The organism is Kitasatospora sp. NPDC058184 (assembly GCF_042883725.1).
Classification (GTDB): Bacteria; Actinomycetota; Actinomycetes; order Streptomycetales; family Streptomycetaceae; genus Kitasatospora.
On sequence record NZ_JBHVVE010000027.1, the window covers coordinates 103,927 to 125,817 of the forward strand.

A 21,891-nucleotide genomic window follows, 5' to 3' on the forward strand; every position below is an offset into this window, starting at 1 on the left:
CGCGAGGTTCGAACGGGCCGCCTTCCGGCGGGGCCGGGGCCGGGTCCGGGTCCGGAGGGGAGGCTTCGAGCACCGCCCGGGCGTCGGCGAGGGCGGCCTCCAGCTGGTCGCGGAGGGGCTCGGGGAGGGTGGCGGAGCCGAGTGCGCAGGCGGCGAGGGCGTGTGCGAGCTCGGCGGTCCGGCCGGGTTCGAGACGGTCGCGTCTATGCCCCGGCGGGCGGCGACGCTGAGCGGCGCTGTCGGCCGAGCTCCGGCCGACAGCGCCGCACCTCTCACTCCCGCCAGCGGGGAGCCTCGTCGTCCGGGGTGTCAGGGCTGGCGAAGTGGAAGGGGACCGACAGGCGCTCGGCCAGGGCCCGGCCCGCGTGTTCGGCGGCCGCGGCGCACACGAGCTGTCCGCTGCCGACCCCTTCCCCGTCCAGGTAGCTCCTGGCCGTGGTGGAGTAGACGGTGGCCAACGGGTGCTCCCGCACCGGGTCCTCGGTGATCGCCAGCAGGACCGTGAACCAGTCGTGGACGGTGTCGCCGTCCCAGACCACCTCGATCGCCACGACGCGGCCGGGGCAGCCGGCGGCACGGAACGCCAGGGACTCCAGGTCGAGGGGGCTGTCGGGGCTCCGGGCGATCCGGTCGCCGTGGTGGGTGTAGCGGTCGTTGACGATGTCCTGTGCGATGCGGATGCCGATGCCGGAGGGGACGCGGCCCACATCGACGACGGTCCGCAGCGCGTGGAAGAGGGAGTCCTGGAGGACGTACCCGTCGATCTCGTCGCGGATCCCCGCGGGCAGGTTCTCCCACCATGCGGCCCGCGCCGCCTCGTCCATCTCCACCGGTTCCTCCCCGCCTCGCTGCGGCCTTTCCCGACAGGGCAGTGCGCCACGGTACCCGAGGCGGTACGAACGAGCGCCCGATTTTCCTGTCCACCCCCGACGCGCCCTCGCTCCGTGCCCGACGACCCCGGTCCCACCTGTGTGATCGGGACACCCGAGCCCGGCGGCGAGGACGTGCTCTTCCGAGAAGTCCTGGAAGGGGTCCGGCCGCGTAGCCCGCAAGTACGCCGCCCCCAGGGCAGGTCCAAGGAGCCGACGAACCCCAGCGGTCTCGTCGGGAACCCGTCCAACGCCACCGCCACCCCGGAGCGGGTGACCTCTGATGCGACCCCACCACACAGGTCGCCGGCGCGGATCGTTGACAGAAGGCTCCGTACGGCGTGGTCCTCCGGTACGTCGTGCATGCCGGAAAGCCTTTCACGAAGGGAGGGGCGGGTTGCCAGGAGGCGAGCAACGGACTCGGTTCGCACGGGCTCCAAGGCTGTCGGCGCGGCGGCGGAACCGTCGTCGTCAGGGGTCGTTCCTAGACTCCGGCCCATGGGACTTTCGATATCAGTGGGACTCCTCTACGACCAGGCTCGCAACGATGCGGAGGGTCTCGACCATCACCGGGCGGCCTTCGCCCGCCTCGGCCGGGCGCTCGTGGAGGAGGGGATCGGCTGGCACGAGCCGGAGATCACCGATCCGCCTCGTGCCCGTACCTTCTCCGGTGGCTTTCCCTACGGGTACCTGACCCAGCTGCGCCGCATCCTGGTGCTCGTGAACCTCGGCGAACCTGTCACGTCGGCTCTGGAGGTCAGCGGGCGCCAGTTCGACCGCGATTGCGAGAAGATCCAGGATGAGACGTCGAGGCTGGCCTCCCATCTGCTCTGTCACTCCGACAGCTCCGGCTACTACGTGCCGGTCGAGTTCGAGGATCCGCTCTTCCTCCCTGATGAGGCGGCAGTCGAGGGCGCCGGAATCGTCGGCTCCAGTCAGCGTCTGCTGGCTGAACTGTCGGACCTGGCGCCGTCGATCGGCATCAACGTCGACGACGAGAGCGTTCCCTCCGGTTCGGGGGAGGCCTGGGAGGCTCGGGATCTCGCGGTGGACGGACCGTTCGCGACGGAGCGCTTCACCTGGTACCAGCTCTATCGGGCATGCCTGGCAAGCATCGAGGGCGGCCACGCCATCGTGTTCCACTGACTCATTCCCGGCAGTGGTCACTTCCGGATTCCGTTGAGGACGAGGACGGTGCGGGCGACGGAAACGCTGGAGGGAGCCCCCGGCGGACCCCCTTGGGGTTGGGGGTCCCGACGGGGGCACCCCGCCCCGAAGGCGGGGCGGGGTGCGGCGGGTGCGGTCAGTGGGCGAGGATACGCAGGGTGGAGTTGACGGTGAGGTAGAAGGTGTGGGCGTCGGGGCCGAGGGCCAGGGCGGTGACCCAGTTGAGGCCGGTGATCTCCTCGGCGGGGACGAGGGTGTTGGTCGCGGTGTCCAGGGCGAGGACCGAGGCCTTGCTGTCGCCGCTGGTGAGGTCCTGCAGGACCAGATAGAGCCGGGTGCCGTCGGCGGACACCGAGGGGTTCTGCAGCCACTGGCCGGGGGCGAGGTCGAGGGTGGTGAGGGTGTCGGTGGCGAGGTCTACGGCGTAGCCGGTGCCGTTGTTGCCCACGCCGTAGAGGCGGGTGGCGTCCGGGGAGAGGGCCAGGATCGGGCGGGAGCCGATGGTGGCGGCGGTGGTTCCGGTGATGGTCGGGGTCGCGGTGCTGGTGTCCAGGCGGACCAGGTTCTCGTCGGTGGCGGTGTACGCGGTGTCGCCGTCCGGGGGCGTGACGATCGAGCCGAGGTAGTGGCCGGGGACCGGGACGGCGGTGGTGTAGGCCTGCTGCTGCGGGGAGAAGGACAGGACCCGGGCGCCCGGCTCGGCCGGGCGGTGGTAGCGGGCCGGTCCGTCCTGGCCGACGTAGACGGTGGCGCCGTCGGGGCTGACGGCCAGGGAGGTGAGGGCGCCGGGGAAGGTGCCGTCGGGTCGCGGCTGGTCGGGTGCCTCGGTGCTGGAGACGACGGTGTCGGTGGCCGTGTCGATGGCGCCCAGGCTGGACAGCGGTGCCTTGCGGGCGGTGGAGAAGAGCACGTAGACGCGTGAGCCGTCAGGGCTGACGGCCAGCGGTCCCGGGCCGGCGCCGAGACCGGTGGACAGTGTCACCACCGCGGTGATCGCGCCGCTCTGGGTGTCGACCACCTTCACCTTGGCGCCCTTGGTGGTGTCCTTCACCGCGACGTAGGCCTTGTGCCCGTCCGGGCTGACGGCCACCGAGGCGGGGGACGAGTCCAGTTCGACGGTCTGCGGGACGCCCGGGACCGGCCCGCTGGACGTGCCGATGGAAGCGCCGGCGGAGCCGGACCCGGTGAGCAGCAGCGCTCCCGCCACCGCCAGGGAGCCTAACCAGCGGGCCGTCGAGACAAGCGAGTTCATGGGTAACCCTCCCCTTCGTACACCGCGGGTCCCCGCGGTGGAAGGAAAACGCTACGGGACGAAGCCGGTCCGGGGTGCGGCTTCACCCGGGAGGTGAGGGCCGCAGGGGGAAGTGGCAGGCGGCCAGGTGGTCGTCGGGGCCGTAGGCGGTCAGCGGTGGCTCGACCTCGGCGCAGATCTGCTGCGCCGCCGCGCAGCGGGTGCGGAAGCGGCAGCCGGACGGCGGGTCGATCGCGGAGGGGAGTTCCCCGGCGACGCCTCGGTTGCTCCTGGCCCGTTCCACCGCCGGGTCGGCGACGGGGACGGTGTCGAGCAGGCCGCGGGTGTAGTGGTGCACCGGCCGGGCGTACACCGACGGCGCGGGGCCGATCTCCACCAGCTTGCCGAGGTACATCACGCCGATCCGGTCGGACAGGTAGCGGACCACGGACAGGTCGTGCGAGATGAACAGGTACGACAGGCCGAGTTCGCCCTGGAGGTCGCGCATCAGGTTGAGCACCTGGGACTGGATCGACACGTCGAGGGCCGAGACGGGCTCGTCGGCGACGATGAGCCGGGGGCTGAGGGCCAAGGCGCGGGCCAATCCGATGCGTTGGCGCTGGCCGCCGGAGAACTCGTGTGGGTAGCGGTCGAGGGCGGTGAGCGGCAGGCCGACCAGGTCGAAGATCTGCCGGATCCGCCGGTCGCGCTCGGCCGGGCCGTCGACCCGGTGGATGTCGAGCGGTTCGCGCATGATCGAGTGGACCGGCATCCGCGGGTTCATGGCCGCGTAGGAGTCCTGGAACATCAGCTGGACGTCGCGGCGCAGCCGGCGCCGCTCGGCCCGTGGCGCCAGGGCGAGGTCGCGGCCCTGGAACACCAGGCTGCCGCTGGTGGGCCGTTCCAGGCCGACGATGAGTTTGCCGACGGTGGTCTTGCCGCAGCCGGACTCGCCGACCAGGCCGAGCGTCTCTCCCCGGCGGACGGTCAGGGAGAGGTCGGCGACGGCGCTGACGGCGCCGACGGTCCGGCGCAGGACGAGGCCGTTGGTGACCGGGTACTGCTTGACCAGGTGCTCGACGCGCAGCAGCGGTTCGGTCGCCGGGCCGTCAGCCGCTGCCGTCACCTCGTCGGTCACCGCCGGAGCCTGTACAGCCGCCGTCCGTGCTGCGGACCGGACGCCCGATCCGGCCTCGCCGACCGGGAAGTAGCACGCGTAGCGGTGGTCCGGGACCTCCCCGGACAGCGGCGGCTCCTGCGCGTGGCACTGCTCGGTGGCGTAGCGGCAGCGCGCGGCGAAGCGGCAGCCGGGCGGGGGAGTGGTCAGGTCCGGCGGCAGGCCGGGGATCGAGTAGAGCCGGCCGCCGGAGCGGGCGGAGCGTTCCGGCAGCGAGGCGAACAGCGCCTCGGTGTACGGGTGGCGGGGGTTGCCGTAGAGCGCCTCGGTGCCGGTGGTCTCGACGACCTTCCCGGCGTACATGACGGCGATCCGGTCGGCCCGTCCGGCGATGACGCCGAGGTCGTGGGTGACCAGGATGACGGCCATGCCGAGCTGCTGCTTGAGGTGGTCGATGAGTTCGAGGATCTGCTTCTGGACGGTGACGTCGAGGGCGGTGGTCGGCTCGTCGGCGATGAGCAGTTTGGGCTCGTTGGCCAGGGCCATGGCGATCATGGCCCGTTGGCGCATGCCGCCGGACAGTTCGTGCGGGTAGACCAGGGCCCGCCGGGCGGGGCTGGGCATGCCGACCAGGGACAGCATCTCGACGGCGCGTTCGTGCGCCTCCTTGCGGGAGGCCCGGCGGTGGATGCGGACGGACTCGGAGATCTGCCGGCCGATGGTCATGGTGGGGTTGAGCGAGGTGGTCGGGTCTTGGAAGATCATCCCGATGTCGTTGCCGCGCACCCGGTCCATCGTCGTGGGGCCGAGCGCGAGCAGGTCACGGCCGTCGAGCAGGACGCTGCCGCCGACGACGCTGCCGCCGTTCGGCAGCAGCTGCATGATCGACATGGCGGTCATGGTCTTGCCGCAGCCCGACTCGCCGACGATGCCGAGGGTCTCGCCCGCGTCCACCGCGAGGTCGACGCCGTCCAGGGCCCGCACCACCGAGTGCTTCAGTCGGATCTCGGTGCGCAGGCCGGTCACTTCGAGGAGCGCCACTGCCGGAACCTCCGTCGGTTCACCGTTTCCGCAGGCGGGTTTCGAAGGCGTCGCGCAGGGCGTCGCCGATCACGTTGAAGCAGAGGATGAGCAGGATGATCACGGCGGCGGGCGGGTAGATCATCCACCAGTAGCCCTGGCCGGCGTAGTTGGTGCCGACGTCGAGCATGCCGCCCAGGTCGTTGTCGGGGGCCTGGAGGCCCAGGCCGATGTAGCTGAGGGTGGAGAGGGCGAAGACCGCGTCGGCGATCGAGAACGTGGTGTTGACGATCGTGGTCCCGATGGTGTTGGGCAGGATGTGCTTCAGCACGATCCGCCCGCCGCCCGCGCCCATCATCCGGGACGCGGAGACGTAGTCCCGGACCTTGATCGCCAGGGCCTCGCCGCGGACCAGGCGGGTGATGCCGAACCAGGAGGTCAGGCCGACCTCCAGGATCAGCATGGTCTTGCTCTTCCCGTAGACGCTGCTGAGGTAGATCAGCAGGAAGATCAGCGGGAAGGACATGAAGGAGTCGATCACCCGCATCATCAGCGCGTCGACCCAGCCGCCCAGGTAGCCCGCGACGGCGCCGTACAGCGCGCCGATGACGGCGGCGATCAGGCCGGCGGCGAGGCCGATCTCCAGGCTGGTCTGCCCGCCGGCCATCACCTTGCCGAGCTCGTCGATGCCGTCGTTGTCGGTGCCGAGCGGGTGCCCGGCGCCCGGCGGCAGGGTGACGGCGGAGAGGTTCACCACCGAGGTGTCGGCGCGGTAGAACAGCGGGCCGAGGAAGCAGAACGCGGTGATCGCGACCAGGACGGCGACGGCGACCAGGGCGAGCCGGTTCTCGGCGAAGACCTCCGCGCCGCGCCGGAGCATCGAGCGGGGCCGCCCGGCGGGCTCCCCGCCGGGGGCGTCGAGCGGGCCGGGCGTCGTGCCGGGTCGGGGCCCGGGCCGGGGGTTGGGCGTCGTGCCGGGTGTCGGGGCCATCAGGTGAGCCTCACTCGGGGGTCCAGCACGGCGTAGCCGAGGTCGGCCAGCAGCGAACCGACCACGGTGGCCACCGCGGTGAGCAGGGTGGCGGCCAGGGTGATGCCGTAGTCGCTCTGCAGCGCGGCGCGGGTGGTCAGCAGACCGATGCCCTGGATGTTGAAGACGTACTCGACGATCAGCGCGCCGCCGACCAGCGCGGGCATCGAGAGGCCGACCAGGGTGACCATCGGGATCAGGGCGTTGCGCAGGACGTGGCCGTACAGGGTGCGGCGCCGGGAGGCGCCCTTGGCCTGGGCGGACCGGACGTAGTCCTGGGTGATCTGGTCCAGCACCCCGGAGCGCATGTAGCGGCTGTAGCCGGCCACGGTGGTGAGGGTCAGGGTCAGGACGGGCAGGCAGACGGCCCCGGGGTGGGTCAGCGCCTCACCGAAGGTGGCCACCTGGTCGTGCACCGAGACCCACTTCAGGTCGTCCTCGAACCACTGCTGGATCAGGAAGCCGATGAAGAAGGTCGGCACCCCGTAGGCGATGAAGGAGAACACCGTGAAGGCGTGGTCCAGCGCGCTGTTGCGGCGGGTGGCCTGGAGCAGGCCCGCCGGTACCGCGATCAGCAGGGCGAGCAGCAGCGAGGCGCCGACGATGTAGGCGGAGGCGCCGAGGGCGTTGAACAGCAGGTCGGAGATGGGGCGCTGCTGGATGTAGTCGAAGCCGAGGTCGCCGTGGAGCAGGCCGTCCAGCCAGGTCCAGTACTGCACGTAGACCGGGCGGTCCAGGCCCATCTGGTGGGTCAGGTGGGCGATGGTGGCCGGGGTGGCGTGGGAGCCGAGGATCGCCCGGACCGGGCCGCCCGGCATGAGCTGCATCAGGCCGAAGGAGATGACCGTGACCATCAGCACCGTCACGAGGGCCTGGAACAGCCGACGGATCAGGTAGGCCGTCACCGCCGCCCCCCGAGGGGGGCCGCGGCGCGCTCACGGGTGGCCGTCATTTCGTGTAGTACCAGTACTCCGGCTCGTAGCCCTGGAAGGGGTCGCCGGCGTCGACGTGCAGCTTCTTCGTGACCTCGCTGACCGTGAGCGTGTTGGGGGTGTAGATCACCGGCTGGTCGCCCGCGATGTAGTCCTCGTAGGCGTACAGGTCGTTGACGTCGCTGCCGGTGGTGGTCTTGACGATCAGCTGGTCCAGCTTCGGGTCGGAGAAGCTCCAGACGTTCGGCCCGGCGCCGGTGGCGAACAGCGCGTCGCCGGTCGGGTAGTAGTCGGGGGCGAAGACCCAGCCGCCGTAGAGCAGGGCCTGCCACTGGCATCCGGCCGGCTGGGCGGCGGTGCAGGCCACGCCCTCGTTGCCGATGGTGTTCTGGGTCTGGCTGACGACGGTGATGCCGATGCCCGCCTTGGCCGCGTCCGAGCGCATGTCCGCCGCCATGGTGTCCAGGGCGGCCTGGCCGGAGGGGTAGTTCATGGTGAACGCGGCCTTGGTGCCCGCCGCGATGCCGGCCCCGCACTGGTCGGGGCCGGTGCCCGGGTTCGTGCAGGTGGCCGGGGTGCTGTCGGTGTTCCAGCCGTGGCCGCGCAGCAGCTGCTTGGCGGCCGCCGGGTCGTAGGTGGCCTTCTCGGACTGGCTCTTGGGGGAGAGCGGGTTGCCGGCCGGGAGGCTGGGCACGGCGCCGGTGCTCGGGTAGCCCCAGCCCTTCCAGATGCCGTTGATGATGCCCTGCTGGTCCACGGTGTCCTGGACCGCCTTGGTGAAGTAGGGCTGCCTGAACAGCGGCCCCACGTCCGGGTTGGCGAAGTTGATCTGGTAGTACGAGATCTCGTCCAGGTAGGTCGGGGCCGGGATGTAGTAGCCCGCGCCGCTCAGCGGGTTGCCGGCGTCCGGGTTCTTGGCGTTGAAGGTCGGGGAGTCCTCGGCCGGCAGGTAGCCGACGTCGATGGCGTTGGCGCCGCCGCTGCCGGCCTTGAGGTCCGCGTACTCGGTGGTGTCCGAGGTGTAGGGGACGAAGTCCACCTCGTCGAGGTAGGGCTTCTGCGGTCCCGAGTAGGCGGTGTTCGGCACGATCGCGTACGCGCCGGAGGTGCCGTTGTAGGTCTTGAGCTTCCACGGGCCGTCGACCACCGACCACAGCGGGCTGCCCGCGAAGTCGCCGCCCTTGGTCGACTGCGCGCTGAGGTAGGCGTAGTCGGCGGCGCAGTCGGTCATGGCGGCGTCCGAGCCGAACGCGTCGTTCGCGCAACCGCCCTTCTGGCCGGGGCCGGTGAGGTCCCAGGCGAGCGGCATCGGGGTGATCTGGCTGAGCTCGTCGTCGGTGAACCAGGTCTGGCTGACCGGGGTGTCGAGGGTCAGCGTCAGCGTCTGGCCGGAGGCGGTCGCCGAGGCCACGTTGTCCGGGAAGTACTTGGCGCCGATCGCCGGGTTCGGCGGGGTGTAGTAGCCGCTGTTGGACGTCTCGGCCTTGGCCATGTTGATCCAGAACAGCACGTCCTGGGCGGTGACGTCCTCGCCGTTCGACCACTTCCACGGTTTGACCTGGATGGTGACGGTCTTCCCGTCCGGGCTCCAGGCGGGCGCCTCGCCGAGGGACACCTCCGGGTCCAGGGCGACCTTGTCGTTCAGCCCCCAGTAGTACAGGGGGCGGTAGAACAGCTCCTGGAACTGGCTGGTGTTCACCGTGCTGACCTGGGCCGCGGAGTCGAACGGCCAGATGGCGTCCGGGAAGGTGGAGGGCGCCTCGGCGACCCGCACCACGCCGCCCTGGACCGGGGCCCCGACCGGCCCCGGGCTGCTGCCGCTGCCGCCCCCGCCGCCGCTGCCGCTGGTGCAGGCCGCGGCGGTCGCCACGACCGTGACCAGCGCCACCACTTGTGCGAGTCTGCGCGCTCCTGTGGACTTCGTCATCCTGGGCATGCCCCTCTCACCCCACGTGAACACCAGCGAGTGCTTTCCTTGCGCGATCCGACGGTTCGCCGACGCGGGCATGGCGGTGCCGGGACCGGGCAAGCGTGAGCGGCTTTCCCGACGCCGGGAAGGCACCGGCGTCCGTGGGCTTCGGCCGCGTGCTGCTGGCCCTGCCCCGCCGGGTGCTAACAGTTAGACGGATTTCGCGGAGACTGAGAAGACCCGGGAAGGGCTGCGGTTCGTCAAGTTTCCATCAAGGAGCGGATCTTGGGACCGTACGGGCTGCTGCCCCCTTGCGGGCCCGGTGTGCGCGGAGGCCGGCCCGGAGCTTCCCGCCGCGCGGAGGTGGGAGAACCCGGCGAGGGCCCCGCCGAGCAGGCGGGGCCCTCGCCGTACCGGGGCGGAAGCCCCTCGCGGTGGTGCGGTCAGTTGCCGCCGTGGACGAGGTTGAGGGAGAAGCCGTCGCCGGTGGGGACGGACGGCGTCCGGACCGTCGTCACCCCGGTGGCGGCGTCGTGGTACCAGCCCGAGCCGGCCGCGTCGAGCGCGGCGGCCGAGTCCCGCCGGGGCAGCGGGCCCGCGTCGGTGGCCACCAGGCGCGGTGCGGGGCGGCCGTGCACGGTGAGGCGGTACGAGCGCTCGGCCGGCTTGCCGGCGTAGTCGCCGTCACTGGCGCCGATGCGGATGTTGGTGACGGCGCGACCGGTGTGCACGTCGACCTGCTGGGTGGCCGAGGAGCCGGCGGTGTACTGCCGGGTGACGCCGTCGTCCTCGTACAGGGTGTAGGAGGAGTCGCCCGCGGCCTTCGGGTAGAGGTCGTAGTCGAGTTCGGAGCGGTCGCGGTTCTCCCAGGACAGCGTGCCCTTGGGCCACATCGGGACGATCGCGCCGCCGCGGACGAACAGCGGCAGGGTGTCGAGCGGGGCGGAGTAGCCGTTGACCGTGGTCGGGCCCTGGTAGGTGCGGCCGGTCCAGTAGTCGGTCCAGGTGCCCTCGGGCAGGTAGATGCCGTCGCGTACGGCGGTGTCCGAGTAGACCGGCGCGACCAGGAAGTCGGGCCCGGCCAGGAACTCGTACGTCGCGTTCGGGCCGAGGGCGTTCGGGTCGTGCGGGTACTCCAGGGCGAGCGGGCGGACCGCGCCGACGCCGGTGCGGGCGGCCTCCGCGGAGAGGGTGTACATGTACGGCAGCAGCCGTTCCTTGAGTTGCAGGTACTTGCGGTTGATCGAGGTGTACGGCTCGCCGTCCAGCCAGGGCTGCTGGTCCCGCTGCTGCGTGCCCGTCATGTCCCGGGCCCAGCCGTCCATGGTCATGATCGCCGGGAGGAAGGCCTTCCACTGCAGGTCGCGGGTGTACATCGCGGGGTCCCGGCGGTAGATCGAGCCGACGTCGCCGGTGTTGTAGGCGATGCCGGACATGGTGGCGCCGGCGTAGGTCGGGATCTGCCAGCGGATGTAGTCCCAGGACAGGCTCTGGTCACCGCTCCACAGCACGCCGCAGCGCTGCGCGCCGGCCCAGGAGACCGGCAGCCAGACGAAGCCGCGGGCGTCGCTGCCGTCCTCGATGCCGGCCTTGGCCTGGTCGCAGGCGTTCAGCGCGAAGTCGTAGCCGTTGCCGACCCAGGCCACGTCGAGCTTGCGCACCCGTACGCCGGCCTTGACCTCCTCGGCTTGGTCGGGCAGGCCGTTCTGGGTCCACAGACCGAGCTGGGCGTGGTCCCTGCGCAGGCCCGTGCCGGTCTGCGCGAGGTTCTCGTAGCCGCAGCCGTAGCCGTCGTTGACCAGCATCCAGCCCAGCGGCATCTGGTGGTCCACGTAGCCGTCGGCGACCTTCAGCGCGTCCGGGGTGTGGCGCTCGCCGCGGTTGGCGTTGTGGAGGTAGCAGTCGGCGTCGCCGGGCTCCAGCCCGTAGACCGGCGGCATGAAGGGCTTGCCGACCAGGTCGGTGTACCGGCCGATCACCGCCTTGACGTCACCGGTGAAGTAGTAGGCGTCCAGGCGGCGTTCCTGCTGCCCGGTGCGGACGGGCGAGCCGAAGTCGTAGATCCCGGGCGTGAAGGTGTTGCGGAAGACGCCGTAGCCGGCGGTGGAGACGTAGAACGGCTGGGAGTTGTTCCAGCCGCCCTCGTTCCAGTCGGTGCCGTTGGCGACGTGGACGGTCCGGTCGCGGTGGGAGAAGGAGCCGTTCTGCTCACCGCCGCCGAAGAACTGCTCGTCCGCGCCGCGCTCCAGGCTCTGCCGCAGTCCGCCGGTGCTCCAGCGCAGCGGGGCGCTCTCCTGCCAGAGGGCGGTGCGGTCGTCGGCCTTGTACAGGCCGAACCGCAGCGGGTGCTTGTAGACCCGCAGGACCAGGCCCTTGGAGCGGATGCCGTAGTACGCGCCGGCGTCGAAGGTGCTGGTGTCGCGCTGCGGCTCGGGCTGCTTGCGGACGATCGTGCTGCCCGCCGGATCGGTGAGGACGCCGTCCGGGGCGGCGCGCAGGCGCAGCTGGTCGTCGGCGAGGAAGTCGACCCGGGCCTTCAGGGTGCCCGCGGCGATGTCGTAGCTGCCCTGGGAGCCGCCGAAGCCGGTCAGGTCGCCGGCGTCGGAGGTCTGTGGCAGGTAGGCCGTACCGGTGTAGGAGCCGCCGTGGACGTCGTAGGGGACTACCAGGACGTGGTAGGTGCCCGAGGCCTTGGGGATCACCGTGGCCTCCGGGTCGGCGGTGCCGGCGCTGGTGGCCACCTGCTTGCCGCCGGCGTCGTAGACGTAGAGGTCGAAGTCGTCGGTGGGGTTCTGCCAGCGGACGGACACCGGGACGCCGCCCTCCGGGTTGTCGTCCCAGTACCCGGCCGGCACGTTCACGGTCAGGTCGAAGTGGTCGCAGACCGTGCCGCCCGGGTCCTGCGTGGCCGGAGGACAGCTGGCGGGGTTGCCGAGGGTGCCCTTGGCGTACTGCGGGCTCTGCCAGGTGACGCTCCGGTGGCCCTGGTCGAGGACGGCGGAGGCGGGGGCCGCGGCGCGGGCGGGGAGGGCGGGCCCGGCGAGGGCGGGGAGGACGGCCAGGGCCGCCGTGAGGGCGGCCCTGCGGAGGTGGGGCCGGAGTGGACGCACGGTGGTGTCTCCGTTCGGCGTTCGAGGGGCGGGTGGTCGGGGGGCCGGTGGTCAGGGCGTGCCGGACGTGCCCGGGCGAGCGGGGAGGCGCCGGTGGCGCACACCGCGGCGAGCGCCGGCACACGGTCGTCCACCGCGGTTGCCGCCTTCGTATGCGCTTGATCGACTGATTGGAAATGCTTGATTAGAGGTGATTCCGCGCAGATGCGAAAGAGCTTCCTGGTTTAGTGAGTTCATGTCAACCGTTGCGGTGACAGAAACGCCCGGCCGGTGGGACCGGCCGGGCGTCAGCGTGGGGGTGGGAGCCGGGTCTTCGGGATCCGGGCCCGTGAGGACGGCGCCTCGGCGTCAGGCGCGCAGGATCCGTACGCCGTCGGCGGCGATCGCCTCCTCCTGTGCCGACGTGACCTCGCCGTCGGTGACCAGGTCGTGGACGTCGGAGAGCGGGCAGATCCGGGCGAAGGTGACCCGGCCGATCTTGCTGCTGTCGGCCAGGACGACCGACCGCGCGCTGCTGCGCAGGAACGCCCGGTCGGTCTGGGCCTCCATCTCGTCGTGCGTGGTGCAGCCCTCCTGGGGGGTCAGGCCGTCCACGCCGATGAACGCGATGTCGAGGTGGTACTGCGCGAGCATCCGGTCGGCGGCCGGCCCCACCAGTTCGTAGCTGGTGGTCCGGGCGATGCCGCCGACCACCACCAGGCGGATGTCCGGCCGGACGATCAGGTCGGCCGCGATGTTGACGGCATTGGTCACGATGGTGATCCCGCCGCGTTCGGCCAGGACGCGGGCCAGCTCGCTGGTCGTCGTGCCGCCGGTCAGGCCGACCACCGCGCCGTCGGGCACCAGCTGCTCGGCCGCCAGGGCGATGCGGCGCTTCTCCGCCTGCCGGGTGCCGTGCTTGTGGCGCAGCGGCAGTTCGAGGTTGACGGCGCCGGTGACCGCCCCGCCGCGGGTGCGGTGCAGCAGGCCCTGGTCGTGGAGCTCCTGGAGGTCCCGTCGGACGGTGGCCGCCGACACCCGCAGGAGCCCGGCCAGCTCGTGCACATCGGCGCTGCCCGTCTCGGTGAGGTGCGTGAGGATCCGGGAGGTGCGGTCGGCTTTGAGCATGGCGGAAGTCTAGTGCCGCGCGCGCGAGGGACGATCTTTGCGTGGAACTGCGCGGAACCGCGCGGACCCGTCGGGCGCGGGCGCGATGCGGTGGCCGGGGCGGCGCCGGGGAGCCGGGCCGGGTCCGTTCAGCGGCCGTCGGCCGGGCCGGTGCTGTCCCGGACGACGAGTTCGGGCCGCAGCAGCTGGATCGAGTTGGCCGGGCTGCCGGACCGGGTGAGGGCGCGCAGCAGCAGCTCGACCGCCTCCCGGGCCATCTCCCGTTTGGGGATGGCCACGCTGGTGAGCGCCGGTCGGGCCACGCCGACCTCCGGGTTGTCGTCGTGCCCGACGATCGACAGGTCGCGGGGCACGGAGCGGCCCTCGGCCCGGGCGGCCTCCAGTGCCCCCAGGGCGAGGACGTCGTGGGTGGCGAAGAGCGCGGTGATCGTCGGGTCGGCGGTGAGTGCCGCCGTCGCCGCGGCGAAGCCGCCCGCGGGGGTGGGTTCGGAGGCCGTGTGGACGGCGGCGTCGGGGACGGTCAGTCCGTCGGCGGCGAAGGCGCGCCGGAAGCCCGCGACCCGCGGGCCGTGGTCGGGGCTGGCGAGCACCGCGACGCGTTCGTGCCCGAGTTCGCGCAGGTGGCGCCCGGCCAGGTAGCCGGCCCGTTCGTAGTCGATGGTGACCACCGGGAAGCGGTCGGGGGCGTCGGTCTCCCAGGCGCACAGGGCGACCGGGAAGGAGGCCTCGGCCAGCAGCGGCAGGTGGTCGATCAGGTCCCGGTCGCCGGCGATCAGCAGGGCGTCCACCGAGCGGCTGGTCAGGCCCGCCAGGTGCCGTTTGGCGCGCTCGCCGTCGAGCCGGGTGGTGCAGAGCAGCAGGTGGTAGCCGTTCGCGTCGAGGACGTCCTCGACCTCCTCGACGATGTCGGGGTAGAAGGAGCCCGTCACGGTGGGGACGAACAGTCCCACCGTCCTGGTGGCGCCGGTGGCCAGGGAGCGTGCGACCAGGTTGGGGGTGTACCCCAGTTCCCCGATCGCGGCGCGCACCCGGGCCGCGGTCGCCGGGCTCACGGCGCCCCGCCCCCGGATGACGTTGGAGACGGTCTGCTTCGTGACCCCGGCGCGCTCGGCCACGTCCTGCATCGTCACCATGACTGGATCCTTCGACTTTACCGGTCAACTTGCCTTCGGTGAAAGGTAGGGCACCGGTGAGGGGGCGTCAAGATTGATCAAACCACTGCTCTGGCTCGTCACTTGAGAGTTCCTTGCGTGAACGGTGTCGAGGTCCCGTAGTCCTGAGCAGGTTTTTGCAAGGACTCTTGATTTACCGGTCAACCCGACCGTATCGTCCCAGCCATCCAGCCGCTCCCCGTCCTCGGGCCCCGGCTGACGACACGTCCGCGCGGCATCTCGCGCCTCCGAGAGGAACCACCCATGGGGAGAACGACCATGCCCGCCGCCCGCGTCGTCGGGGCGGCCACCGCCGTCGCCCTCGCGCTCGGAGCGGGCGCCTGCGGCAGCGGCTCGGAGGGCGGCGCGAAGGCCGCCGGCAGCTTCACCTACTGGTCGATGTGGCGCGCCGACGAGCCGCAGGCCAAGGTGCTGAAAGCCGCGATCGACGACTTCACCGCCACCACCGGCGCCAAGGTGGACGTCACCTGGGCGGGCCGGGACATCGCCAAGAAGATCGGCCCGGCGATCGCCGCCAACCGGGCCCCGGACCTGTGGGACGAGTCCGACGACAAGGTCTACGGCACCACCGCCGCGGCCGGCCAGGCACTGGACCTCTCGCCGGTGCTGCAGCTGCGGGTGCCCGAGGAGGACGTTCCGGTCTCCCAGGTCGTCCCGGCCAAGTACTTCGACATGCTGCCGAAGGACCCGTCCGGCTCCAACCACTACGTGATCCCGTACGAGGTCGTCACCAACGCCATGTTCTACAACGCGGCCGACCCGGCGATCACCGCCGCCATGCCGAGTCCGCCCACCGACTGGGCCGGACTGCTCAAGGTCTGTGACGCGCTGAAGGCGGCCGGGAAGGCGTGCGTCGCCTCCGAGGGGGAGGATCCCTGGAGCAACGCGCTGTACTTCGACTACCTGCTCGACGGAGCGGGGGTGAACGTCGCCCGGCTCGCCGCCGACCGGTCCGGCGCGACCTGGGACGACCCGGCGGTCCTCGGCGCGGCGCGGCAGGTGGAGCAGCTGGTGAGGGGCGGCCACCTGATCGAGGGCTACGACGCCACCAAGTACCCCGCGCAGGAGACCAACTGGGCGGGCGGCAAGGCCGCCTTCTACATGGACGGCAACTACGTCACCGCCGAGGTGGCCAAGCAGGTCCCGGCCGGCTGGAGGACGGCGTCGATGCTGCCGCCCGGCGCGAAGACCCCGGACGCCGCCCTGTTCGGCTTCGCGATCCCCAAGCGGGCCAGGAACGCCGCCGCCGCGCAGAAGTTCATCGCCTTCTTCCTGCAGAAGAAGCACCTGTCCGGGATCTCCACCACCGCGGGCAACCTCACCCCGCGCGGCGACATCCCGGCCCCCGCCGAACTGGCCGACGTCCAGAAGGCCCTGGAGGCCCCGACCGTGCGCCTCGGCTTCGACGGGGTGGCCGGCAGCTGGCTGTCCAAGGTCCTGAACGAGAACTACCTGGACTTCTGGCACGGCAGGACCACGGCCGACCGGTTCGTCGCCAAGTGCAAGGCCGACCAGGTCACCTACTGGCAGACCCAGGGCTGACGGTGGCGACGACGATCGAGGAGCCGCCCCGGACGGACGCCGCCCCGGGCCGGTCCGAGCGCGCCGCCCGCTCCGGCGTCGGCCCGCTGGAGCGCCAGCGCCGCCGGGTGTTCTGGCCCTTCACCGCCCCCGCGCTGATCGTGTACGCGGTGCTGTTCGTCGCCCCGGTCGGCTACGCCCTGTGGACCAGCCTGTACGCGTGGGACGGCATGGGCGAGATGGAGTGGCGCGGCCCGCGGAACTACCTCCTGCTGTTCCAGGACCCGAGGTTCCGCACCTCGCTGTTCAACACGCTCGAACTGATGGTCGTCGGAGGCACGATCACCTTCGTGCTCAGCTTCGCGCTGACCCTGGTGCTGCGCGAGATGCGGGCCAGGCTCTTCGCCCGGTCGGTGCTGTTCTTCCCCTCGCTGGTCAACGGCATGGTCTTCGGCATCGCCGCCGGGTTCCTGTTCTCGCCCACCGGCCCGGTCAACCAGGCGCTGAAGGTCTTCGGGGTGACCACACCGCCCAAGTGGCTGTCGACGGACAACCTGCTCCCGATGGTCCTGGGCACCCTGGTCTGGACGGCGACCGGCTACTACACCTCCATCATCATGGCGGCGGTCGACCAGATCCCCGACTACCTCTACGAGGCGGCCGAACTCGACGGTGCCGGCCCCTTCCAGCGCTTCCGGCACATCACCCTGCCGTGCGCCTGGGACGTCATCGCGGTCTGCGCGGTGCTGTGGACCGTCAGCTCGGTGAAGATCTTCGAGCTGATCCTGCTCTACGGCGGCAGCACCAACGCCTATCCGCCGGTGAGCAGTTGGAACACCGCCGTGTACGTGTACGCCGAGGCCTTCCCGCAGGGCACCGTCCCCCGGCTGGGCACGGCCACCGCCGCCGCGATCGTCAGCCTGGCCATGGTCACCCTGATCACCGTCGTGCTGCGCCGCCTGCTGCGCCGCGAACCGGTCGAGTACTGACCCGTCGCGTCCCGGCCCCCCGCACCCAACCGGAAAGGTCCCTCCCGTGCGACGCAGTAACCGACCCACCGGACCCGCGAGCAGGATCGGCACGGCCGCCGTCTGGATCGTCGTCGCCGCCGACCTGCTGCTGGTCCTGTGGATCCTGCTGACCTCGCTGCGCAGCGGCCCCGACATCCTGCGGCACGGCTTCGGCCTGCCGACCAGCCCGGACACCGGCAACTACACCACCGCGCTCGACGAGGGCGGCTTCGCGCGGGCGGCCCTCAACAGCGTGCTCACCGCCGGCCTCTCCTCCGTGGTCGCCGTCGCCCTCGCCGCCCCCTGCGCCTACGCCCTCGCCCGGCGCCGCTCGCGGACCTCCTCGGCACTGACGATGAGCTTCGCCATGGGCCTCGGCGTGCCCGGCCAGGTCCTGGTGGTGCCGCTGTTCGTCGGCCTGTCCCGGGTGGACCTGACCGACAGCGACCTCGGCCTCGGGCTGGTCTACGTCGGCCTGGCGATGCCGTTCACCGTCTTCCTGCTGACCGGCTTCTTCCGCGGCGTCCCCGGCGTGCTGGAGGAGGCCGCCGTCCTGGACGGCGCCGGCCCGCTGCGCACCTTCGTCCAGGTGGTGCTCCCGGTCGCCCGGGGCGGACTGGTCACCGCCTTCCTCCTGCAGTTCATCACCGCCTGGAACGAGACCCTGTTCGCCCTCGTCCTGACGAACAGCCAGGGAACGACCACCCTCCCGGTGGCGCTCTCCTCGTTCGTCGCGGCACAGCAGTTCAACGGCCTGGACTTCGGCACGATGTTCGCCGGGGTCTGCATCATCCTCGCCCCGATGATCGCGCTCTTCTCCTGGATGGGCTCACGGATCATCCAGGGCATGACAGTTGGGATCGGCAAGTGACCTCGACCCTGCGCACCGACCCGCTCCGCATCGACGGGACCCCCGATCCGGTCGGCGGTACCCTGCCGATCCTGCACGGCCTGCCCCGGCAGACCGGCGCCGGCGCCGGGGTCGACGACGAGATGCGCCGCAACCTGGCCTACGGGGTGCCCGACACCCTGCTGCCGTACACCCGGCAGAGCGGGTACGACCGCGTCCGTACCGAACGCGAACTCCCGTGCGTGGTACTGGAGAACGAGACCCTCACCGCGACCTTCCTGCCCTCCCTCGGCGGGCGGCTGTGGTCCCTGGTCCACCGCCCCACCGGGCGGGAGCTGCTGCACCGCAACCGGATCCTGCAGCCCGCCAACCTCGCCCTGCGCGACGCCTGGCTGGCCGGCGGGGTGGAGTGGAACCTCGGCGCCACCGGGCACTGGCCGCTGACCTGCGAGCCGCTGCACGCCGTCCGGGTGCGCGCGCCCGACGGCACCCCCGTGCTGCGGATGTACGCCTTCGAGCGGCTGCGGCGCCTGGTGCTGCGGATGGACAGCTGGCTGCCCGCCGGCTCCCCGGTGCTCTACGTCCATGTCGCCGTGCACAACCCCGCGCCGAGCGAGACACCGGTCTACTGGTGGTCCAACATCGCGGTGCCCCAGGACCGGGACGTGCGCGTCCTCGGCCCGGCCGACCACGCCTTCCACTGCGACTACGTCAGCGACCTGCGCCGGGTGGCCTTCCCGGAGGCCGACGGCGCCGACCGCAGCTACCCCGGCCGGGCGGCGCGCGCCGCGGACTACTTCCTCGACCTCCCCGGCGGCGAACGCCCCTGGATCGCCGCGCTGGACGGCACCGGCGCCGGGCTCGTCCAGACCTCCACCGCCCGGCTGCGCGGACGCAAGCTGTTCTGCTGGGGCACCGGCACCGGCGGCAGGCACTGGCAGGAGTGGCTCTCCGGCCCGGACTCCGCCTACCTGGAGATCCAGGCGGGCCTGGCCCGCACCCAGCTGGAGCACCTGGCGATGCCCGCCGGCGCCACCTGGTCGTGGACCGAGGCGTACGGGCTGCTGCAGGCCGATCCCACGGCGGTGCACGGGAGTTGGGACGCCGCCCGGAAGGCCGCCGGTCAGGCGCTGGACCGGCTGCTTCCGCCGCTGGAGCTGGAGCGGGCCGACGCCCGGGCCGGGGAGTTCGGCGCGCCCGAGGAGGTGCTGTCCGAGGGAGACGGCTGGGCCGCGCTGGAGATCGAGGCCGGCGCCCTGCCCGCCTCGCCCGCCCTGCCCTTCGGCGAGCCGGCGGCCGCCCAGGAACCCTGGCGGCGGCTCCTGAGGACCGGCACGCTCCCGGTCTGCGACCCGCCGGCCGAGCCGGTCACCGGGGCGCACTGGCGGCGGCTGCTGGAGGCGAACGCCAGGGACTGGCACGCGCTGTACCAGCTCGGGCTGCTGCGCCTGGCCGACGGGGAACGGGAGTCCGCCCGCGAGGCGTTCGAACGCTCCGTCGCCGTCCAGGCCTCGCCGTGGGCGCTGCGCGCGCTCGCCCTCCTCGCCCCGCAACCGCGGGAGGCCGCCGACCTCCTGCTCTCGTCCCACCGACTCCGGCCGGAACTACGGGAGTTGACGATCGAGACGCTGGAGTCGCTGCGGCGCGCCGAGCGCCCCGCCGAGGCACTCGCGCTGATCGAGGCGCTCTCCCCGGCCGACCGGGCGCACGGGCGGATCAGGCTGGCCGAGGCGGAGGCGGCGCACGCCCTCGGCGACGACGACCGGGTCCGGCGGCTGCTGGCCGAGGGCATCCAGGTCGACACCATGCGCGAGGGCGAGCTCTCCCTGGACACCCTCTGGCTCGCCGTCCACCCCGGCACACCGGTGCCCCCGCAGTACGACTTCCGCATGGCGGACGGCTGACCGCCCGCCGCCCCGGACCACTCTCCCGTTCCGCACCCCCACAGCAGGGGCGCAACCGTGCGCCCCGCCACGGAAGAGGAGTACCAGTGCCACCTCTACCCACCCGATGGGCCCGCGTCCTCGCCGCCACCGCCCTGGCGGCGCTCGCCGCCGGAACCCTGGCCGCCGGACCGGCGTCCGCCGACAGGCCGTCCGCCGACTCACCCGCCGCCGGCAGGCCGGCCCCCGCCACGTACACGGTCTCGGTCGGCAGGACCGGCTCGTACGCCTACCCCGACGACACCCAGGCCAGTCCCTACACCGACAAGGACGGCACGTTCTACTTCCAGCAGTCGCACTCGCTGTACGGCGCGAACGACTCCCGGCAGTGGGACTTCTTCACCGGCCGGGACTTCGACAGCGCCACCAGGTCCGCCGCGATCAGCGACGCCGTCAACCCCGCCGACCCGTCGGACCGCAACGACGACACCACGGCGCGCTGCAACAACAGCCCCACCGGACGGGAGTCCAGCTACGCGCCGCAGGGTTCGCACTACGCCCAGCGGAACTACTGCGACCTGGCCGGGGTCTGGGTCGACCCGGACAGCGGGGACTGGTACGGGCTGGTGCACAACGAGTTCACCCCCCAGCCCTTCGGCGACGGCCTGCACTACGACGCGATCGACTACGCCGTCTCCACCGACCAGGGCCGGACCTGGACGATCAGGGACCACGTGATCACCTCGCCCCGCAGCACCATGCGAGGTGACACTGCGGCCTTCCCGCAGCAGACCTTCTCCTACGGCGACGGCGACCAGCGACTGTTCGTGGACACCGCCTCCGGCTACTTCTACGTCTTCTACGGCTCCCGGATCGTCGACAAGGGCGGCAGCTGGGGCGCGTTCCAGCAGCACGTCGCGCGGGCCCCGATGTCCGCCAAGATGACGCCGGGCAGCTGGCAGAAGTGGTACGACGGCGCGTGGTCGCAGCCCGGGGCCGGCGGCCTGGAGAGCGACATGGTGCCCGCCGACGGCGCCAACCCCACCGGGTACCTCCCGCCGGCCAAGGAGTACGACCCGGCCAACCCCGGCACCGTGAGTCAGCAGATCGCGGCCGGCACGCTCGCCCCGAGCACGCCGCTGTTCGTCATGAACATCGCCTACGACGCCTACCTGGGCCTCTACATCGGCACTCCGCAGGCCGTCGACCAGAGCGGCAACGCCCCGCAGCAGATCTACGCCACCAAGGACCTGGCCACCCAGAAGTGGACGCTGCTCGGCGACACCGGCGGTTACCACACCGCCTCCTGGTACCGCTGGTTCCTGGACAGCGCCAGCCTGACCGGTACCACGATCGTCGGCAGGACCTTCCGGTCATACTGCTCCTTCGCCTGCGCCGGCTCGGACGGCCAGTACGTCGAGCTCACCGTCGGCTCGTCCGCGCCGGCCGCCCCGCCGGTCGACCTGGCCAGGACCTACCGGATCCAGAGCGGCAACGGCAGGGTCCTCGCCCAGAGCGCCGGCGGCTCCGCCGTCACCTCCACGGCCAGGGCGGCCGGCTCCGCCCGCGAGTCCTGGCGGTTCCTGGCCGAGGGCGACGGCTCCTACCGGATCGTCAACGCCGCCACCGGTCGGCTGCTGGGCGTCGACGCCACCTCGACGGCGGGCCGGGCCTGGGGCGCGGCGCTGACCGCCACCGGCGCCGTCGACGGGAACGCCACCGTCGGGCAGCAGTGGTTCGTGCTCCCCAGCAAGGCCGGGAAGGGCCGGTTCCAGCTGGTGAACCGTTACAGCGGCCTGGTGATCGGCATGTCCGGCACCGCGGGCCGACTCGCCGAGACCGTGCCCGCCCGCTCCTGGAACGACACCACCGGCTCCACGGTCGGCGGCGGCCGCACGGCGGCCGAGCAGACCCTCGCCTTCGTTCCGCAGACGCCGCGGTGACGCGGGAGCCGGACACCGGA

The 21,891-nt window shown here is 71.9% G+C and carries 15 protein-coding genes; 6 read left to right on the forward strand and 9 right to left on the reverse strand.

Translation table 11 applies throughout. The annotated features are described in order from the left end of the window. Window positions 1-272 precede the first annotated feature (272 nt). A complete protein-coding gene (locus ACFVXH_RS35420; RefSeq protein ID WP_387830158.1) occupies window positions 273-824 on the reverse strand; it encodes a hypothetical protein in 552 nt (183 codons plus the stop codon). Window positions 825-1,367: 543 nt separating this feature from the next. Here ACFVXH_RS35420 and ACFVXH_RS35425 point away from each other — a divergent pair. Continuing rightward, window positions 1,368-2,015, forward strand: coding sequence for a hypothetical protein (locus ACFVXH_RS35425; RefSeq protein WP_387830103.1), 648 nt, complete (start codon window positions 1,368-1,370; stop codon window positions 2,013-2,015). Window positions 2,016-2,172: 157 nt separating this feature from the next. Here the strand turns inward: ACFVXH_RS35425 and ACFVXH_RS35430 are convergent, their stop codons facing one another. From ACFVXH_RS35430 to ACFVXH_RS35465, 8 genes are all read right to left on the reverse strand, one after another. Then, entirely contained in the window at window positions 2,173-3,288 is a 1,116-nt protein-coding gene (locus ACFVXH_RS35430; protein ID WP_387830106.1) for a hypothetical protein, read from the reverse strand. 82 nt (window positions 3,289-3,370) lie between these two features. Next, window positions 3,371-5,425: a dipeptide ABC transporter ATP-binding protein gene (locus tag ACFVXH_RS35435; RefSeq protein WP_387830109.1), complete on the reverse strand. Its 2,055-nt coding sequence runs from the start codon at window positions 5,423-5,425 to the stop codon at window positions 3,371-3,373. 19 nt (window positions 5,426-5,444) lie between these two features. Then, window positions 5,445-6,395 (reverse strand): ABC transporter permease, encoded by a 951-nt coding sequence (locus ACFVXH_RS35440; RefSeq protein WP_387830112.1) that lies wholly within the window; start codon window positions 6,393-6,395, stop codon window positions 5,445-5,447. Further along, entirely contained in the window at window positions 6,395-7,339 is a 945-nt protein-coding gene (locus ACFVXH_RS35445; protein ID WP_387830114.1) for an ABC transporter permease, read from the reverse strand. Before ACFVXH_RS35445 ends, ACFVXH_RS35440 begins: the two co-directional genes overlap by 1 nt. Window positions 7,340-7,382: 43 nt before the next feature. After that, a complete protein-coding gene (locus ACFVXH_RS35450; protein ID WP_387830116.1) occupies window positions 7,383-9,293 on the reverse strand; it encodes an ABC transporter substrate-binding protein in 1,911 nt (636 codons plus the stop codon). Between the two features lie 425 nt (window positions 9,294-9,718). Next, window positions 9,719-12,385, reverse strand: a complete 2,667-nt coding sequence (locus tag ACFVXH_RS35455) for a TIM-barrel domain-containing protein (protein WP_387830119.1) — start codon at window positions 12,383-12,385, stop codon at window positions 9,719-9,721. Window positions 12,386-12,733: 348 nt separating this feature from the next. Continuing rightward, the gene (locus ACFVXH_RS35460; RefSeq protein ID WP_387830121.1) at window positions 12,734-13,492 is read right to left on the reverse strand and encodes a DeoR/GlpR family DNA-binding transcription regulator; all 759 of its coding nucleotides are present in this window, start codon (window positions 13,490-13,492) and stop codon (window positions 12,734-12,736) included. A gap of 128 nt (window positions 13,493-13,620) precedes the next feature. Then, complete coding sequence (locus ACFVXH_RS35465) at window positions 13,621-14,625, reverse strand: LacI family DNA-binding transcriptional regulator (RefSeq protein ID WP_117486251.1); 1,005 nt, start codon at window positions 14,623-14,625, stop codon at window positions 13,621-13,623. Between the two features lie 282 nt (window positions 14,626-14,907). Here ACFVXH_RS35465 and ACFVXH_RS35470 point away from each other — a divergent pair, with 282 nt between their 5' ends. The 5 genes from ACFVXH_RS35470 (at window position 14,908) to ACFVXH_RS35490 (ending at window position 21,871) form a co-directional block, all read left to right on the forward strand. Continuing rightward, complete coding sequence (locus ACFVXH_RS35470) at window positions 14,908-16,206, forward strand: ABC transporter substrate-binding protein (protein ID WP_380779811.1); 1,299 nt, start codon at window positions 14,908-14,910, stop codon at window positions 16,204-16,206. A 2-nt stretch (window positions 16,207-16,208) separates the two neighbouring features. Further along, window positions 16,209-17,174, forward strand: a complete 966-nt coding sequence (locus ACFVXH_RS35475) for a carbohydrate ABC transporter permease (protein ID WP_387830123.1) — start codon at window positions 16,209-16,211, stop codon at window positions 17,172-17,174. A 46-nt stretch (window positions 17,175-17,220) separates the two neighbouring features. Next, the gene (locus ACFVXH_RS35480; RefSeq protein WP_387830126.1) at window positions 17,221-18,066 is read left to right on the forward strand and encodes a carbohydrate ABC transporter permease; all 846 of its coding nucleotides are present in this window, start codon (window positions 17,221-17,223) and stop codon (window positions 18,064-18,066) included. Further along, the gene (locus ACFVXH_RS35485) at window positions 18,063-19,949 is read left to right on the forward strand and encodes a DUF5107 domain-containing protein (protein WP_387830129.1); all 1,887 of its coding nucleotides are present in this window, start codon (window positions 18,063-18,065) and stop codon (window positions 19,947-19,949) included. The genes ACFVXH_RS35480 and ACFVXH_RS35485 overlap by 4 nt, the downstream gene beginning before the upstream one ends. Before the next feature lie 86 nt (window positions 19,950-20,035). Beyond that, entirely contained in the window at window positions 20,036-21,871 is a 1,836-nt protein-coding gene (locus tag ACFVXH_RS35490) for an RICIN domain-containing protein (protein WP_387830132.1), read from the forward strand. The last annotated feature ends 20 nt before the right edge of the window (window positions 21,872-21,891 follow it).